The following is a 17,262-nucleotide window of genomic DNA, read 5'->3' as shown; positions in this document are numbered from 1 at the left end:
ATTGTGTGAGCCGGCACCCCGGCTCACCGTTGTTACCGATGGGCAATGCTCTCCAGTGCCAGGTTACGGGTACGCGGACCAAACCCGCCGATGGTGATCATCACGATTAGCATGCTGCTGACGATAAACGCCAATACCCCCGGTGTGCCGAAGTGCTCCAGGAAAATACCCACCAGCAAACTGCTGAACACAGTGGACAGCCGGCTGAATGAATAGCAGAAGCCGACCGCACGCGCCCGGATGTTGGTCGGGAACAGTTCGCTTTGATAAGAGTGATAGCTGAAGCTCAGCCAGGCGTTGCAGAAGGTGATCATCACACCGCAGAACACCAGGCCCAGCGCGCTGGTCTGAAACGCGAACAAGGTACCGAAAATCATTGCTCCAAGCGCTGAGCCAACAATCTGCCACTTGTTTTCAAAGCGGTTGGCAAAGCGCATGAACAGCAGCGGCCCAAGGGGGTAGGCCAGGGTAATGATGAAGGCGTACATCAGGCTGTGGGTGACGCTGACCCCCTGTCCTGAAATCAGCGCGGGCAACCAGTTGCCGAAGCCAAAGAAGCCGATGGCCTGAAAGACGTGAAACACGATCAGCATGATGGCGCGTCGGCGATACGGCGGTTTCCAGATATCGGCAAAGCGGCCTTCACCTTCAAGGTTCACGGGTTCAGGTTCGGGCGTAGCCAATGGTTTTTTGTGGTCACTCAGGCAGCGGGCTTCCAGATCATCAAGGATCCTGTTGGCCTCTTCAAAGCGACCCTTTTGCGCCAGCCAGCGCGGGGATTCAGGCAGGCTTGAGCGTAACCACCAGATAAACAGGGCAAACACGGCGCTGGCCAGCACCACCCAGCGCCAGCCCGAGACGCCAAACGGCGCCTGTGGCACCAGCCACCAGGACATCAATGCAACGGCTGGCACTGACAAAAACTGAATAAAAAACGCAAAGGCGAAGGCCGAACTGCGCATGCGCTTGGGCACCAGTTCTGACAGGTAGGCGTCAATCGTGACCAGTTCGATACCCAGACCAATGCCCACCAGGAAACGCATGAAGATGATGCCTGCAGCCGAACTCTGAATGCCCATCAACACCGTGGCCAGGGTGTACCAGATCAAGGCGAAGGTGAAAATTGCGCGCCGTCCGAAGCGGTCGGCCAGAGGGCTGAGCATACTGGCGCCAAGGAACAGGCCAAGAAAAGTGGCCGAGGCAAATGCAGCCTGATCAGAAAAACCGAACACCCCTTGTGCGCCCGTCGCGAAAATACCGTCACGAATCAGGCCCGGGCTTATATAGGCAGTCTGGAACAGGTCGTAAAGCTCAAAAAAACCGCCTATTGAAAGCAGTGCCACTAATTTCCAGACACTGGCCACGGCCGGCAGGCGATCAATCCGTGCGCTGATCCAGGCCGCACGGGCAGGATCGATTCCGTCCGCTTGGGCGGCCGTTGCGCCAGGGTAGGTAGAGGAGACTTCAGGCATTGGCGAACTTCCTTTTTCTGTAAGTCAGAAAGGGTAGTTCGCTTGCCAAGGTTATTGCTTGTGAAGTTCAGGCCCCGGGCGGAGGAATTCAGCGCCTTGTTGCCATAAATGGTTACAAATTAGTGCTTTATGCTGCGCCAGCTTAATCGGGGCTAGGTGCTTTCGCGCACCATCAGGTCAAAGCCCATGTCCTGCACCGGGTTGGCAACCCTGTTTCCCGCCATCAACGTGAGCATCTGCTCGGCTGCATGACGGCCAATGGCTTCTCGCGGAGTACGAATGCTGCTGAGGCGCGGCACCATAAACTCGGAGGAGGGAAGGTCATTGAATCCCAGAATGGCAATTTGTCCGGGGATTTTGATGCCGATGCGTGCGGCTTCCAGCAGGGCGCCCTGCGCCAGGTCGTCATTGCCGAAAAATATTGCATCCACCTGCGGATGGTTGGCCAGCAACTGCAAGAACATCTCGCCGCCCAGGCCGACAGAAGAGGGGCGGGGAGTCAGGATTTCCAGGTCGGGGTTGTACAGCCCGGCCTGCTGCAAGGCCAGGCGATAGCCTTCGCCGCGCAGGAGGGTGCGCTGATCAAGCTGTGCACCTATATAGGCAAGTTGGCGGCGGCCCCGTGAAATCAGGTGCCGGGCAGCGGTCTCACCGGCCTTCAACTGTGAAAAACCTACGCAGTTGAGGCCCTCGGCAGCGTCCAGTTCCATCATGTACACGCAGGGCACATTGCTGTTTTCGATCATCCGGCGCGAGCTTTCGGAACGATCAAAACCTGTCAATAACAGACCCCGTGGCTGATAGGCCATGTAGTTGCGCAGCAGGTTTTCTTCTTCGTCCCGTGAGTAGTGAAAGTTGCCGATCAGCACTTCAAAGCCCTTGGGCCGCAGTACGGCATGGATAGCTTCGAGGGTGTCGATAAACAGCAGGTTGGACAATGACGGCACCAGCACCACCACCGAATGGCTCTGCGCCGAAGCCAGCGCCCGGGCAGCCGGATTGACCACATAGTTCAGCTCATCGGCCGCTTTGCGTACCTTTTCCGCCAGCTCGGTGGCAACACTGCTGATCCCGCGCAAGGCCCGCGAGGCGGTAATAGGGCTGACGCCGGCAAGGCGGGCGACTTCATTAAGGGTGGGGCGACCCGTGGTTCGGGTGTTTTTATCGTTTTTAAAGGAGGTCATCGGGCGGCTTGCCAAACAAAAAACAAGTCACTAAGGTAGCGCTGTCCTAGGATCCCCGCAATTGCCTGATTGCGTGTAGGGCAGTTACCCCAGCTTTGTATGTAGAGAGCGCCACCGCGTCTCCCCATAAAAACGAGAAATAGACGTCGGTAGCCTGGTCTTTGTGCTTTGCTTTCAACTATTGAACGCAGCAACAAAGACAGCGCTGTCTACGGACTGAGGTGTTTCATGAGTCAACCTATCACTGCCCTGGTCATAATGGGTGTTGCCGGCTGCGGCAAGTCCAGCGTGAGCCAGGCGTTGTGCCAGCTCAACGGCGCGACCCCGATTGAAGGCGATGCGTTTCACCCTGCGGCCAACATTGCAAAAATGAGTGCAGGTATTCCCCTGACCGATGACGACCGTGCCGGCTGGCTAGACAGCCTGTGCGATGAACTGCGTCGTGCTGTAGCCAAAGGCCAGCATCCGGTCTTGACCTGTTCGGCCCTGAAATTGCGTTATCGCGAGCGTCTGCGCAGTGCGGTCGACGGTCTTGGATTTGTGTTCCTGGAGCTGACGCCAGAGGTTGCCGCTGATCGAGTGGCCCATCGTCCGGGGCACTTCATGCCCAAGACGCTGATCGACAGTCAGTTCGCTGCGCTCGAGTCACCTGTCCATGAGCCTCTGGTGCTGACATTGAATGCCGCGCAACTGGACATCGACCAACTGGCGCGCGCTACCCGTGACTGGTGGCGTGAGCAATCACTGTTGGCAACGTCATGATTTTGTTACAGATAGACAGCGCTACCCGCCTCAGCCATGGCTGCATTTGCGTAGTTGATAACAACAAGACAGGAGACGCCCCATGCTAGGCATGTCCCACAATACCTTTCTGCTGCTTGATGCAGTTGTGACCATTATCGGGCTGATCGTATTGATCACCCGGTTCAAGCTGCATCCCTTTATTGCCTTGATCATCGCCTCTGCGTTTCTGGGCCTGACGGCGGGCATGCCTGCCAACCTGATCATCAAGTCGTTCCAGGATGGTTTTGGCGGCGTGCTGGGCTTTGTCGGGATCATCCTGGCTCTGGGCACCATGCTTGGCAAAATGATGGCTGACTCCGGTGGTGCCGACCAAATCGCCCGTACCCTGATCCGTGCCTTCGGCAAGGAGCGGGTGCAGTGGGCGATGATGTTTGCCGCGTTTTTAGTCGGGATTCCATTGTTTTTCGAGATCGGTTTTGTATTGCTGATCCCGCTGGTATTTATTGTGGCGCGCCGCACCGGAGTATCGATCATAAAAATCGGCATTCCGCTGCTGGCCGGTTTGTCGGCAGTGCACGGCCTGGTGCCGCCGCACCCTGGGCCATTGCTGGCCATTGGCGTGTTCGGTGCTGATATCGGCAAAACCATTCTGTACGGCCTGATCGTCGCGTTGCCGACGGCAATCATTGCCGGTCCGATCTACGGCACTTTCATTGCCAAATACATTCCCGGCACTCCATCCCAGGAATTGATGGACCAACTGGCGAGCGAACCTGAGTCCAGCAGCCTGCCGAGCTTCAGCATTACTCTGATCACCGTGCTGTTGCCGGTGTTCCTGATGTTGCTCAAGACGTTCGCGGACGTGGCGTTGCCCGATGGCAACTTCTTCCGTGTCTGGATGGACATGATCGGTCACCCGATCAGCGCCCTGTTGCTGGCTTTGTTGTTGGCGCTGTACACCTTTGGTGCACGCCAGGGCATCGACTCCAAGCGCATTCTCAAGTTGCTCGACGCGAGTCTGGCGCCCACCGCAGCGATCATTCTGATCATTGGTGCGGGCGGCGGTTTCAAGCAGATGCTGGTAGCCAGCGGTGTGGGTGATGTGATCGGTCACATGGCGGTCAACGCGCAGATCTCGCCGATCTTGCTGGCGTGGCTGGTGGCTGCGGTGATCCGCATTGCAACCGGTTCTGCCACTGTTGCAACTATTACCGGGGCGGGGATTGTGTTGCCGGTGGTGGATTTGATTCCCGGGGTTAACCGGGAACTGCTGGTACTGGCAACAGGTGCAGGTTCGCTGATTTTGTCCCACGTCAACGATGCGGGTTTCTGGCTGGTGAAGCAGTACTTCAACATGACCGTGGCTGAAACCTTCAAGACCTGGACTGCGATGGAAACCATTCTGTCGATCGTGGCCCTGATCTTTATCTTGCTGCTGTCGCTGGTGATTTAAAGCCTTCTGCTGCGCCAGGAGCGAGCCCGCTCCTGGCGCAGATAAGAAACCTCAGTTGGCGCTCAGGCCATCCGCCCGGAACATCGCGCGAATACCACGCAAGGCCTGACGGATGCGGTCCTGGTTTTCAATCAGGGCAAAGCGCACATGATCATCCCCATACTCACCAAATCCTACGCCTGGTGAGACACAAACCTTGGCGTCCGCCAGCAGCTTCTTGGCAAACTCCAGTGAGCCCAAGTGTGCATAGGCCTCGGGAATCTTGGCCCAGACATACATCGAGGCTTTCGGGTTTTCGACCATCCATCCCAGTTCATGCAAGCCTTTGACCAGCACGTTACGGCGTTGCCGGTACTGCTCTGCAATATCCTTCACGCATTGCTGGTCGCCTTCGAGGGCAGCAATTGCCGCGACCTGCAGCGGGGTAAAAGTACCGTAGTCGTGGTAACTCTTGATCCGTGCCAGGGCGTTGACCAGCTCTGCATTGCCCACCATAAAGCCGATACGCCAGCCTGCCATGTTGTAGCTTTTTGACAGGGTGAAGAACTCAACCGCAATGTCCTTGGCGCCCGGTACCTGCATGATCGACGGGGCTTTCCAGCCGTCGTAGACGATGTCTGCATAGGCCAGGTCGTGAACCACCAGCACATCGTATTGCTTGGCCAGGGCCACCACGCGCTCGAAGAAGTCCAGTTCGACACACTGGGCCGTGGGGTTGGACGGGAACCCAAGGATCATCATTTTGGGCTTTGGAATCGAGCCGCGAATGGCTTTTTCCAGTTCGGCAAAGAAGTCAACGCCGGGAATCAGGGGAACCGAGCGCACCTGGGCGCCGGCAATCACGGCACCGTAAATGTGAATCGGGTAGCTGGGGTTCGGCACCAGCACCGTGTCGCCCTGATCCAGCGTGGCGAGCATCAGGTGCGCCAGGCCTTCCTTGGAACCGATGGTAACAATGGCTTCGTGTTCGGGGTCGATCTCAACGTTATAGCGGTCGGCATACCAGCGAGAAATGGCCCGGCGCAGGCGTGGGATTCCGCGGGAAGTTGAGTAGCCGTGGGTGTCTTCACGCTGTGCGACGGTGCAAAGTTTTTCGACAATATGCGGTGGCGTCGGGCCGTCGGGGTTGCCCATGCTGAAGTCGATAATGTCTTCGCCACGGCGCCGTGCCGCCATTTTCAGCTCGGCAGTGATGTTGAATACATAAGGGGGGAGTCGATCTATGCGCGCAAAGCGGCGCGGCGAACCTTGGTCTGCCATGTGTGCCTCTGGTACGTAAGCGCCCGGAACCGTCCGAGCGACGCTGACCACTGCGGTGGTCTGGGCGAGACAATAAAGGCGCTGATGGCCTTTTGTCCAGATACAAGTTTTTGACCTGTCATCACCCCCGGGTTTTTTGTTCCTATACTGACCCGATCCGTTTCCTACTCACTCAATGAGCACGATCTTATGGAACAGGCAGAGAAGTTCGATTTACCAGCCCCGCGATTTACCAAAGGTCACTTTCAGTTGATTGCCGGTTTGGGCGGACGTTTTACCCAGGAGAGTGCTGAGCAGATTCCACTGCTGTGGGAACAGTTTCTGCCGGAAAGCGATAACATCCCCTGCAAAGTTGGCGAGGAAACCTATGGCGTTTGCTGTAACCCGGATGGCCAGGGCGGCTTCGAGTACATCGCCGGGGTTGCCATCAGCAAGCTGGATGACTTGCCTGAGCGCTATCGCTGGATTGAGCTGCAAGAACAGGAGTACGCCGTATTCGAGCATCGTGGCTCGCTGGCCGGTTTGAGTCAGACCTTTCAGTCGATCTGGAAAGACTGGCTGCCCCAATCATCCTATGAAGCCGCGGATGCTCCAGAGTTCGAGCGCTACAGTGCCGACTTCAATCCGCATACCGGTGCCGGTCTGTTGGAAATCTGGTTGCCGGTCAAGCCGCGGTCCTAGCTCGCCTGTGCATGTGTGCCGTGGGCCTCGGCAAGATCGAGCACCAGGCGTCGCTCACCCAGATATGCCTCGCCACATTCAACCCAGCCCTGGCTCAGGTAAAAGGCCAGTGCGCTGGTATTGAAAGGGCTGACAGACAGCATCAACTGCCGGATCTCGGGCCATAGCAGACTGACTGCCAGGGGCAGTTGTCGCAGGCAGGCTTTGCCCAGGCCCTGGCCTTGTACTCGCTTGTCGACCTGCAATGCATGCAGGGTGGCGCAATCAGCTTCAGCCCAATGGGCCAAAAGCGGCTTGCGCCTGAGCAGCAAGAAGGCCACTGGCCGCTCATCACCCAAGAGTACGAAACCTTTGATCCCCGGATGGGGTTCGGCCGGCAGTGAATACAAGGCTGACTCGATGTTGCCCGAGTAGGCAATTTGTTCAGCATGAACTTCAAGCGTCTGTAACTGCTCGAGTTGGCGCGGTGTCAGGTCTTCATAGGCACAGAGTCGGGTGTTCATGCTGGGGTTCTGTCGAAGTGCAATGGGGGCCACCGAACCGTTGGTTCAGTGGCCGTTTGAAGATCACGTCAGTTTCTACCCATCTGCAGTTCAAATACAGAAAATATCCGCATATCAGTCCTGAGGGTCAGGCTTGCGATGTGGAAAGGGCAGTAACATGCCGACGGTTTTTTGATAGTGGCGGTATTTCTCACCAAATATTTCGACCAGGTCTTTTTCTTCCAGGTACGAGCCAATCATGATGTAAACCGTACTGGTCAGCGCAAACACCAGATGCCCGACAGTCATGGCGGGCGTGGCCCAGAATGCAATCAAAAAGCCCAGGTACAGCGGGTGGCGTACGATTTTGTAGAGCAGTGGGGTCTTGAAGGTACTGTCCACTGCTCTGGGTTTTCGCAAGGTATCGAGGGCCTGCTTGATCCCGAATAGCTCAAAATGGCTGATCAACGCGGAAGCCAGGAATACCAGGCCCCATCCGAGCCAGAACAGGCCACTGAGCAGCCCGGTGGCCAAGGGTGAATCGACCTTCCAGACCAGGGTGTCGATCGGCTGCCACCACCAGCACATCAATGCCAGAACAGCACTGGAAGCCAGTACATAGGTAGCGCGTTCAATCGGGGCAGGCACGAAATTTTGCCACCAGAGTTTGAAGCTTTTACGGGCCATGACGCTATGTTGTACGGCAAACAGACTGATCAACAGCACATCGACGAGAAGTGCCTGCGGCCACGGAATTTCCGGGCCTGAATCAATACTTTTGGGAACGGCTACATTGCCCAGAAAGCCTATGAAGTAGAGAAAGCCCAGCAGGAAACACAGGTAACAGAGCAGGCTGTAGAGCAGGCAGGCAATTTTTGCTGTGGGACTGAGGGGGCGAGGTTTGTGTTCGGATCTGGTCAACATGAACGAGTCCTTTCGAAGATGGAAAAACAGAGCTACACGTCCTCCAACTTAGTTCATATCGGCCAGCTGGCCCGCGCCAGTGGTCGGCGCCAAAAAATCACTCCCCGTGCAATGTGGCTCCTGGTTGCGGCGAAAACTGCCCGTCACGAGCCAGGTTGCGCCTCGAATTCAAAGGTAAAGACCGTACCCTGCTGTTCATTGGAAATCACCTCGACATGGCCACCATGGGACAGGGCGATCTGGCTGGCAATGTACAGGCCCAGCCCCAGCCCGGCCTGTGGTGTGTCGTTAGCGGGACGGTAGTAGGGTTGAAACAGGTACGGCATGACCTCTGCCGGAATGGGCGGCCCCTGATTGGTGACGCTAAGGCTAAAGACCCGGTCAAGGATCCGGGCTTCGACGTGAACCGGATCGGTGGCAGAACCATGGGTGATGGCGTTGGCCAGCAGATTGGAAAGCAGTTGTGCCAAACGGCCGCTGTCACAGCGAATGCTGTCCAGTGGCTCTATTTGTAACTGAATCAGGCGGTGGGGATGAACGCTTTGTACTTCCGAGATGACATGCCGCAACACTTGATCGAGGTCGGAGCATTCGCGCAGCGTCAAGGGAATTCCGCCACCGAGTCGGCCACGGGCAAAGTCCAGTACATCTTCTACCAGCTGCGAAGCGCGATAGCCGCAGGTCAGAATGTGTTGCACCAGATGCTCGGTCTTCGGATCGGGGTGTTTGTGCAATAGACGTTCGGCTGCTGTGGTAATGGAGAATAACGGGTTGCGTAAATCGTGGCCTATGACGGCAATGAACTGCTCGCGCAATTCAGCATTTTCACGCTCCTTGATCAGTGCCATCTCTGTGCGCTGCAAGTTTTCTTCGGCTTCAATTTGCAGCGAAAGCAGGCGCGAAAATGACTCCATCGTCGATTGTATGGCGCTGTTTTTGAGCCTTGCGGGTTCCGGGTCCAGGGCGCAGAGGGTGCCGAAGAACGTGCCGTCAGTGCGAAATACCGGAATCGTAATGTAACTCTCGAAGCGATACATTTTGGGTGTGGCATGGTGTTGGTACATCGGATCTGCGCTGGCCTGATCGATGATGATCGGCAGGTGTGAGGTCATGCTTTCAAAGCACAAGGTACTGATCAGATCCAGTTCCCCGCCGGCCTGCAAGCCAAAACCCAGGTTGTCGAGCACCGCGCACGCGGTCCAGGTTTGTTGGGTGACACGCGCAACGGCGGCAAAGCGCATTCCGGTCATTTCAGTGATGACCTGAAGAATCGCCGGTACGGCACTGATCCGGTTAATCGTCGCGATATCGGCGGCCGTACTGTGCCCCATGGGAAATGTTCTCGCAGAAAAAACCTGATTCTAGCTAGAACAACTGGAGCTCGTGCAAATTCATACTGGGTGAGTGTGAAAGTCCGAGGAGAGCAGGGGTAATAAAAAAGCCGCGCCCCTCATGACGAGGGGCGCGGCTTTTTATTTATGCGACTCAAGTATCTTGTTTGTCTTGCAGCACTTCGGCGGTTTTTGCATCGAGGTCTACATCCCACTTGATGCCTTTGGCGTCACGCAGTTCAACCTCATAAACCAGTTTGCCGTAGGAGTGATCCAGCTCGGTGTCGACAATGGTCGAACCGGGGTGTTTATCCAGTGCCGCTTGATTGAGTTTTTCAAATGAAGCGATCTCACCCGATTTGAGCAGGCCCGGAATATGGTCGGGGCGTACATCGGCCTGGGCCAGGCCGGCAGTCAGGGTCAGGGCGGCAGCGGCGAACATCAGGTTAAGTGGTTTCATGTTTAATCCCTCCAGGGTGAACTCTTTAAGTGGGATCAGATTAACCATGACAACTTAATTAATCCTTAATTTTCGCCCTGTGTCTGAATCACTTACTCAAGTTCTTAGTAGCCGTTCTGTTCCAGTAGTTGGTTCACGCTCTTTGTCGCGGGGCGCTGGTAGTACTTGAGCAGTTCGCTGGCGCGGTTAGTGAAGATGCCGTCTACGCCGACATCCATGGCCTTCTTGAAGTCCACTGGCTCGTCAAGGGTGTAGACATGGACCAGCATGCCTTTGTCGTGGGTCGCCTGGTTCATCCACGGCTGAATCAGGTCGAAATAGCTCTGGGCACCTCCCGCGGTCAAGGCCGCAGACGGGCCTGTGCCGATGGCACCGTTGGCCTTGGCAAAGTCGAGCCACTGCATGAACTCGGCTTTGTCCCTGGGTTGAAGTCTGGCGTAATAGGCTGCTTTGTCCTTCGCGCCCGAGTCGGCAAAGCTGACGCTGGAGTTTGCTGCCATGCCGCCTTCGCCGACCCACAGGAGCAAGATTTTTGGTGTTTCGGGCATTTCTTTTTGCAGTAATTCAAGGCTGCTTTTTTCAAAGGTTTGCAGCATCACCCGGCCTTTGCCCTCACCGGTTTGAAGCGCACCCTTGTCAGCAGTTGAAACGACCGGTTTTAGCCAGCCGCGTTCGCCCAGCTTGTTTTTCAGGTCGCGCTCAATACCCGGAAACTGCTTGGGCTCTTTTGTTTCGATGTACAGGCCTGGCTTGTGCTGCGGGTTGCCCTGGGCAATATCGATAATTTCGTCCAGCGTCAGGATTGGCAGTCCGACATAGGCGGGGCGGGCGCGGTCAGGATAGGCCTGGTTGAACCAGCTACCGGCATCCAGGGTTTTCAGCTCTGCCAGGGTGAAGGCGCTGGCCGGGCTGTCTTTGCGCTCGGGGAATTTTTGCGCAACATCCGTGGTGCGTAACAAGCTGTTGTCATGTAGCGCAAACAGCACTCCGTCTTTACTGCGTTGCAGATCCATCTCCAGGTAGTCGGCACCCAGGTCACGGGCAAGCTTGTAGGACGCAGCGGTAGACTCCGGTGCGTCGAAAGATGCCCCTCGATGGGCGATGACTGCCGGATGCGGGATGCCATGAGCGCTGGCCAGGGCTGCTTCGGATGCGTCTGGGGCGCTGGCGGCGTGTGCGCCACCGATTCCTAGCAGCAAGCTCAGCAGTAGAGTGCTTTTGGCAAAAGTAACAGGCATTGTTGAGGTCCTTGGTATTAGAAAATTTGTGCAGTACTCTTGGTGTCATCAGCGTCCCCGGCAGAGGGGCGAGTGTTCAATCTTGCGTGTAAATCATCGACCCTAGAGCCTTCCTGGCTCTTCAGTGAGGTTTACCATGCGCATCACTTCGCAGCTAATCTGCCAGGCCGCCGATCTACTTTACGGTTTTGTCGGTTTCAATCGTAAGACTCAACAGTACATTGTTCGTTTCAGTGAAGATTCTTTCGGGATGGATGTCGCCGACGACAACATCACGCCTGCTTGCGAGTTCGTCTGGCAGCCCGCGGCGCAGGACACCATGACACTCAAGCGCGAGCTGATCCAGTTGTTACTGGAGCAGAATATCGACGACCGCCTGAACATCACCGAGCCTTTGCGTGTGTACATGCAACGTCAGGACTTGCCTGAAATTACCGCGGTGCGCCGCTGTGTCAGTTAAGGCGCCTTGCGCACCAGATGCTGGTGCATTTCCGAGGTCAGGCTTTCAATTCGCTCGGTCAGTTGCTTGGTCATTTCGGTCAGCCGGGTGTTTTGCTCCAGCAACGTCATGATTTTCTCATTGGTTTGCGCTGCAGCGGCTTGTCGCTCGGTATTGGCCACGGCCAGTGCTTCACGGTGCTGGGCGTCAGCATCTGCCTGGGCCTTGTCCCGTGCCGCCTGGCGGGTTTGCGCCAACAAAATCAAGGGGGCGGCGTAAGCCGATTGCAGGCTGAAAGCCAGATTGAGCAGGATGAACGGGTAGATATCAAAATGCGTCACGCCAAACAGGTTCAAACACACCCATATCACCACGATCAATGTCTGGGCGCCAAGAAAGGTGGGCGTGCCAAAAAAGCGGGCAAAGGCTTCGGCTCTCAAGGCGAACTTGTCACTGCCGAAAGTAGGTTCCAGGTGGGCGTGGGCTCGATGAAAACGTAGGTGGTCAACTTTTTCAGGGGCGTGCGCAGTGTCGTTTTTATCTGTATTCACAGGGCTCTCGCTCTTGTTTTGCGTGCTTTATGGCTTGCTCAAGACTATATCCATCAGCGTGTCTGCGGCTCCGAGGCTGATCTTGTTACGACCGGTATTCTTGGCGATGTATAACGCTTTGTCGGCTTCATTCAGCCACATCGAAGCATCCTGATATTCGGCCCGGAAAGCTGCCAAGCCGATGCTCAAGCTTGCGCGCAACTCAGGTTCATCGCAGTGCCGGTAATTACTGAACAACTGGCTCAATCGCTCCATGATTTCCTGCGCTTGGGCCAGTGAGCGATCAGGCAAAATGACGCAGAATTCATCACCGCCATAACGCCCGGCCAGGTCTTCTACGCGCAGGTTATCTTTGAGTTCGTTGCTCAACTCGCGCAGCACGCCGTCGCCTACGATATGTCCGTGGGTGTCATTGATGCGCTTGAAGTGGTCAATATCAATCAACACCAGGGTGGCAGTGGAATGTGTCTGCTTGCAGTGTTGGAAGCTGATTTGCAGCAAGTCTTTCCATGAGCCGTGGTTGAGCAGGCCGGTCAGGCTATCGGTACGGCTCAGGGCGCGCAGCGTACGTTTGTGCTCGGCCAGTTTGGTCGCCAGTTGATAACTGATCATGCCCACGGCGAACGGATAGAGCGTCAACATGGGCAAGCAGGCATAGATTTGTATTGCCGTGGTGTCCGGGTTGAAGGCCGCGCCAAATAACAGCCATGACAGCAGGACTCCGGCCAATTGTGCCAGCAGCCCGCGGATCAGCATTTTGGGGCCGCCGACGGCTACGTTGTTCATGATCATCATCGACAGGATGGTCACTGTCGGCAGCGGATTGAACTGCATGCTGGCGGCCCAGAAGCCTCCGAACAAAGAGTCAATCAGCATGTTGTGGCGTTCGGCCCGATACGGGTAAATAGAACGGCAAGACAATTGAAAGGCCAGGTGTGGCCAGATAAAGCCGTTGATCAGCAACAGCCCCCATACCCAGGTCGGCAAGTTGAGGGGGTAGATGGCAGCCATCACGCTGAAGCAGCCAATCGCCAGGCCAATGCTTCGCGGCAAATAAATTCGCCGGGCGAACGACAAACCTTTGCCTTTTTGATTGTCCATAGTTATCCGGCAGATGTCTGGATAGTGGAGTGCGTCTTTGCCATGGGACAGCACTGCTGATCTTTGATATTCAGCGAGTAGCGCGTTGTGGATTTTTACGCTGGCCACATCCGGATAACAACTCAGCGTGTGGGGCCGTTCTCATCAATACTGGTTCCGTTGGTATCGGCAGGCCGGTCGGTGTGACTCTGGAGTCTTCAATGCAGCCTCCGAATGCGCTGAGTTACGTTTGACCCTCTACGGCTCGAAAAGCAAGCCTGATAATCATTCATTACTGAGGTTTGAAAGAATGACACGCGACTCAGCCAGTTCAGAGGCGCTTAAACCCGCAGAGCGTCATCAAGGAGCATTTCGCAACCAGCAGGCACGGCCGCCTTCCAGTCTGGGCAAGACGCTGGGGATTTTCTGGAAGATGTTCTTCCATAAACCTGCGAATACACGCCCGGCAGGGGCGGTTCCGGTCAACTCATTGAGTCGCCGGCAATTGGAGGAGGCGCCGGATTTTAGTGTCTACCGGTTGGGGCATTCGACCCTCTTGCTCAAACTCAAAGGCAAATACTGGCTGACCGACCCGGTGTATGCCGAGCGCGCCTCGCCGTTCCAGTGGGCGGGCCCCAAGCGTTTTCATGCGCCACCCATCAGCCTGGATGAGCTTCCGCCCCTGGAAGCAGTGATCCTGTCACACAATCACTACGATCATCTTGATCAAAAGACGGTGTTGCAGCTGGCCGCCAAAACCAGGCATTTTCTGGCCCCGCTGGGAGTGGGGGACTTGCTGGTCAAGTGGGGAGTCCCCGCCAGTAAAGTTCAGCAACTGGATTGGTGGCAGCAAACACAGCTGGCAGGCATTCGTTTTATAGCTACTCCGTGCCAGCATTTTTCTGGTCGCGGGTTGTTTGATCACAACCAGACGCTCTGGGTGTCGTGGGTCATGATCATTGACGAAGTACGGATTTTCTTCAGTGGTGACTCCGGGTATTTCGACGGTTTCAAACTGATCGGTGAACAGTTTGGGCCGTTTGATCTGACCCTGATGGAAACGGGGGCCTATAACGTCGACTGGCCTGACGTGCACATGCAGCCCGAGCAGACCTTGCAGGCCCATATCGACCTGAAAGGTCGCTGGTTATTGCCTGTCCACAACGGCACCTTCGATCTGGCCTTTCATGCCTGGCATGAGCCTTTTGACCGTATCGTGGCGCTGGCGGAGCAACGCAATATTCTGATCACAACGCCATCAATGGGGGAGGTGTTCAACCTGTTGCAGCCTCACCCCGGGCGTGCATGGTGGCTGGAAGTACAAACCATGCAGGACACCCCGGGCAAGAATGGCAAATAAGCTTATTCAAGCAGTGCGAAGTCTTCACGACCTGTCGGATCGGGGGTTGTGCCGCGGATGTTGCCGCCGCGACCTGGCGCGAACCCCGGGAAGAACACCAGGCCTTCTGCTTCCAGGCTATAAGCCAGAGCCAGTCGAGTGACATCGCGAATGGGCTCGCCGGCTTCAAAACGCTGGATGGCGGGGACTGAAACCCTGGATTTCTGACTCAGTTGCTCGAAACTCCAGTCGAGCATTTGCCGCGCCTGGGTGCAGTGCAGCGGGGTGAATTGATTGATGATGATGCGTTCCAACGTACTGTGCATGGCTGGATTGGGCATGGCGATTCTCCGGGGCTGAGTCAGTGCTTGAAAATATACTGTGTTTTTATACAGTTGTTTTTAAAGGCAATCAAACCCGTTTTTCTGATCAGTTCTGGGGTGGAGCTCTCACCCGAAAAGCCCCCGTTTCAGGCGTTTTGCATTACAGGTAACAGTCGAAAATTTCGATACGTGCACGACAAATATTGCGCCCAATAAAAAGGGCCGCCTCGCGGCAGCCCTTTTAAACAGCGTATGACCAAACCGGAATCAATCCCAGCTCAGTGCGCCGCCAGTCTGGTACTCGATAACCCGTGTCTCGAAGAAGTTTTTCTCTTTCTTCAAGTCCATGATTTCGCTCATCCATGGGAACGGGTTAGTGGTGCCCGGGTATTCTTCTTTCAGGCCGATTTGCGACAGGCGGCGGTTGGCGATGAACTTGAGGTAGTCCTCCATCATGGCCGCGTTCATGCCCAATACACCGCGTGGCATGGTGTCACGTGCGTATTCGATTTCCAGCTGAGTACCCTGCAGGATCATCTGCGAGGCCTCTTCCTTCATTTCAGCGTCCCACAGGTGCGGGTTTTCGATTTTGATCTGGTTGATCACATCGATGCCGAAGTTAAGGTGCATGGATTCGTCGCGCAGGATGTACTGGAACTGCTCGGCGACGCCGGTCATCTTGTTGCGACGACCCATCGACAGGATCTGGGTGAAGCCGCAGTAGAAGAAGATGCCTTCCAGAACGCAGTAGTAAGCGATCAGGTTGCGCAGCAGTTCCTTGTCGGTTTCAACGGTGCCGGTTTCGAACTTCGGATCGGAGATCGAACGGGTGTACTTCAGGCCCCAGGTAGCTTTTTTAGCGACCGACGGGATCTCGTGGTACATGTTGAAGATCTCGCCTTCATCCATGGCCAGGGATTCAATGCAGTACTGGTAGGCGTGGGTGTGGATCGCCTCTTCGAACGCCTGGCGCAGGATGTACTGGCGGCATTCCGGGTTGGTGATCAGGCGGTATACGGCCAGTACCAGGTTGTTGGCAACCAGGGAGTCGGCGGTGGAGAAGAAGCCCAGGTTGCGCATCACGATGCGGCGTTCGTCGTCGGTCAGGCCTTCCGGGTTTTTCCAGAGGGCGATGTCGGCGGTCATGTTGACTTCTTGCGGCATCCAGTGATTTGCGCAACCGTCCAGATACTTCTGCCATGCCCAGTCGTACTTGAAGGGTACGAGCTGGTTAAGGTCGGCGCGGCAGTTGATCATCATCTTTTCATCGACGGCAACGCGGGCGCTGGCGCCTTCGAGCTCGGCCAGGCCTTCCGCGATGTCGAGATTGTCCAGGGCTGCCTTGGCGCGCTGGATTGCAGCGGAGTCAGAAGCAGTGACTGCACGGGCTTCCTGAGCCGCAACGCCGCCAGCAGCGTCAAGGCGGTCCATGTTGGCTTCGGTTGCGTGGCCGGCATTGGCGCCTTTGACAGCGACTTCACCTTCCTCTTCTTTGTCGAATTCGTCCCAGCTCAGCATGACGTGTCGTCTCCTGCGTGAGGGCCTGTGCCCGTGTGGTAACACTGATTGTTTGGTTGTCACACGGCCATAGGCCACTTGGATCTAAGAAATGTTGCTGCAGTAGCGATGTACGCACGCAAAAACATGAATATATTCGGGGGCTGTCCCGGCTGTCGCTGAGGGGATGCTGTCTGTTCAGCATCTCACCCTGGCCCAGAAGGCCGGAGCTACGTGGTTTACAGCCCGCTCAAGGGGTATGGAACACCCTTTGGATGGCGGCAGTATACGGCTTTTGTACAGGGTATTTCAGCCAGTTTTTTTTCGTACGATGCGACGAAATGCCCTAAATCCGGCCTGGACTTAAGCATGGCCGTTGCTGGGCGAGGGTTTGCTTGCGAGGAAGTATTTCTGGTATGTGCCGGGGACCACGAATGTGGTGTGGCTTTGATGGGGCGAGGGGCGGTGGCGGGGCAGACTACGCCCGGTCGAAACCGGGCATCAAGTCGATACGCTGTCAGCTCAGGCGATGGCCGTTGGTGCGATCGTAGCCGTCTTCGGCAAAAGTGGCCGAGCGGGTGCTGTCGTAACCGTCTTCAGCAAAGCTGGCCGAGCGGGTGTTGTCATAGCCGTCTTCAGTAAAGGTCGCTGAATGGGTGTGGTCATAACCGTCAGCGGCAAAGGCGCTACCTGCAAGTACAGACATGCTTAAAGCCAATATTAATGCGCGTTTCATGGGTTTAACTCCTGGCGATTGAGGCGCAGGCAGGCAACTTTTCAATGCGCAATAAATAGCGCTGTAAG

At 56.1% G+C, this 17,262-nt stretch carries 18 protein-coding genes; 5 read left to right on the top strand and 13 right to left on the bottom strand.

Annotated elements, in window-relative coordinates; genetic code table 11:
• Positions 1–32: 32 nt before the first annotated feature.
• Complete coding sequence (locus tag EQV90_RS10590) at positions 33–1,472, bottom strand: MFS transporter (RefSeq protein ID WP_003440773.1); 1,440 nt, start codon at positions 1,470–1,472, stop codon at positions 33–35.
• 152 nt (positions 1,473–1,624) lie between these two features.
• Positions 1,625–2,656 carry a LacI family DNA-binding transcriptional regulator gene (locus tag EQV90_RS10585; protein ID WP_003440777.1) on the bottom strand — a complete coding sequence of 344 codons (1,032 nt, stop codon included), beginning with the start codon at positions 2,654–2,656 and terminating at the stop codon, positions 1,625–1,627.
• A 228-nt stretch (positions 2,657–2,884) separates the two neighbouring features.
• On the opposite strand from EQV90_RS10585, the gene EQV90_RS10580 reads away from it, so the two are divergent.
• The gene (locus tag EQV90_RS10580) at positions 2,885–3,418 is read left to right on the top strand and encodes a gluconokinase (RefSeq protein ID WP_003440780.1); all 534 of its coding nucleotides are present in this window, start codon (positions 2,885–2,887) and stop codon (positions 3,416–3,418) included.
• 82 nt (positions 3,419–3,500) lie between these two features.
• Positions 3,501–4,853: a GntP family permease gene (locus EQV90_RS10575; protein WP_003440786.1), complete on the top strand. Its 1,353-nt coding sequence runs from the start codon at positions 3,501–3,503 to the stop codon at positions 4,851–4,853.
• 51 nt (positions 4,854–4,904) lie between these two features.
• Here EQV90_RS10575 and alaC read toward each other — a convergent pair whose 3' ends face one another.
• Positions 4,905–6,113, bottom strand: a complete 1,209-nt coding sequence (alaC, locus tag EQV90_RS10570) for an alanine transaminase (protein ID WP_160628308.1) — start codon at positions 6,111–6,113, stop codon at positions 4,905–4,907.
• 189 nt (positions 6,114–6,302) lie between these two features.
• Between alaC and EQV90_RS10565 the strand changes: the two genes are divergently transcribed.
• A complete protein-coding gene (locus EQV90_RS10565; protein WP_003440794.1) occupies positions 6,303–6,794 on the top strand; it encodes a GyrI-like domain-containing protein in 492 nt (163 codons plus the stop codon).
• On the opposite strand, the gene EQV90_RS10560 is transcribed toward EQV90_RS10565, so the two are convergent.
• The 5 genes from EQV90_RS10560 to EQV90_RS10540 form a co-directional block, all read right to left on the bottom strand.
• On the bottom strand, positions 6,791–7,297 hold the full coding sequence (locus EQV90_RS10560; RefSeq protein ID WP_003440796.1) for a GNAT family N-acetyltransferase: 507 nt from the start codon (positions 7,295–7,297) through the stop codon (positions 6,791–6,793). The genes EQV90_RS10565 and EQV90_RS10560 overlap by 4 nt on opposite strands.
• A 114-nt stretch (positions 7,298–7,411) precedes the next feature.
• Entirely contained in the window at positions 7,412–8,200 is a 789-nt protein-coding gene (gene mddA / locus EQV90_RS10555; RefSeq protein ID WP_240878074.1) for a methanethiol S-methyltransferase, read from the bottom strand.
• A gap of 143 nt (positions 8,201–8,343) precedes the next feature.
• Entirely contained in the window at positions 8,344–9,531 is a 1,188-nt protein-coding gene (locus tag EQV90_RS10550; protein WP_003440802.1) for a GAF domain-containing sensor histidine kinase, read from the bottom strand.
• A 154-nt stretch (positions 9,532–9,685) separates the two neighbouring features.
• Positions 9,686–9,991, bottom strand: coding sequence for a PepSY domain-containing protein (locus tag EQV90_RS10545; RefSeq protein ID WP_003440805.1), 306 nt, complete (start codon positions 9,989–9,991; stop codon positions 9,686–9,688).
• 104 nt (positions 9,992–10,095) lie between these two features.
• Positions 10,096–11,229: a glycerophosphodiester phosphodiesterase gene (locus tag EQV90_RS10540; protein ID WP_240878073.1), complete on the bottom strand. Its 1,134-nt coding sequence runs from the start codon at positions 11,227–11,229 to the stop codon at positions 10,096–10,098.
• 136 nt (positions 11,230–11,365) lie between these two features.
• On the opposite strand from EQV90_RS10540, the gene EQV90_RS10535 reads away from it, so the two are divergent.
• Positions 11,366–11,689, top strand: coding sequence for a DUF2025 family protein (locus EQV90_RS10535; RefSeq protein WP_003440813.1), 324 nt, complete (start codon positions 11,366–11,368; stop codon positions 11,687–11,689).
• Here the strand turns inward: EQV90_RS10535 and EQV90_RS10530 are convergent.
• Both EQV90_RS10530 and EQV90_RS10525 read right to left on the bottom strand, forming a co-directional pair.
• Complete coding sequence (locus EQV90_RS10530; RefSeq protein ID WP_010655915.1) at positions 11,686–12,219, bottom strand: DUF1003 domain-containing protein; 534 nt, start codon at positions 12,217–12,219, stop codon at positions 11,686–11,688. The genes EQV90_RS10535 and EQV90_RS10530 overlap by 4 nt on opposite strands.
• 27 nt (positions 12,220–12,246) lie before the next feature.
• A complete protein-coding gene (locus EQV90_RS10525) occupies positions 12,247–13,320 on the bottom strand; it encodes a diguanylate cyclase (RefSeq protein ID WP_240878072.1) in 1,074 nt (357 codons plus the stop codon).
• A 289-nt stretch (positions 13,321–13,609) separates the two neighbouring features.
• On the opposite strand from EQV90_RS10525, the gene EQV90_RS10520 reads away from it, so the two are divergent.
• Positions 13,610–14,659 carry an MBL fold metallo-hydrolase gene (locus EQV90_RS10520; RefSeq protein WP_160628299.1) on the top strand — a complete coding sequence of 350 codons (1,050 nt, stop codon included), beginning with the start codon at positions 13,610–13,612 and terminating at the stop codon, positions 14,657–14,659.
• A 2-nt stretch (positions 14,660–14,661) separates the two neighbouring features.
• Here EQV90_RS10520 and EQV90_RS10515 read toward each other — a convergent pair whose 3' ends face one another.
• From EQV90_RS10515 to EQV90_RS10505, 3 genes are all read right to left on the bottom strand, one after another.
• Positions 14,662–14,979, bottom strand: a complete 318-nt coding sequence (locus EQV90_RS10515; protein WP_003440839.1) for a helix-turn-helix transcriptional regulator — start codon at positions 14,977–14,979, stop codon at positions 14,662–14,664.
• Between the two features lie 249 nt (positions 14,980–15,228).
• Entirely contained in the window at positions 15,229–16,479 is a 1,251-nt protein-coding gene (locus tag EQV90_RS10510) for a ribonucleotide-diphosphate reductase subunit beta (protein ID WP_003440841.1), read from the bottom strand.
• Positions 16,480–16,975: 496 nt separating this feature from the next.
• Complete coding sequence (locus EQV90_RS10505) at positions 16,976–17,194, bottom strand: hypothetical protein (RefSeq protein ID WP_003440844.1); 219 nt, start codon at positions 17,192–17,194, stop codon at positions 16,976–16,978.
• Positions 17,195–17,262 lie beyond the last annotated feature (68 nt).

The sequence above is a fragment of the Pseudomonas sp. TMW22089 genome (assembly GCF_022496645.1).
Taxonomy (GTDB): Bacteria; Pseudomonadota; Gammaproteobacteria; order Pseudomonadales; family Pseudomonadaceae; genus Aquipseudomonas; species Aquipseudomonas paraversuta.
Note: the sequence above shows the minus strand (reverse complement) of the source record. Positions and strands in the feature narration are given on the sequence as shown.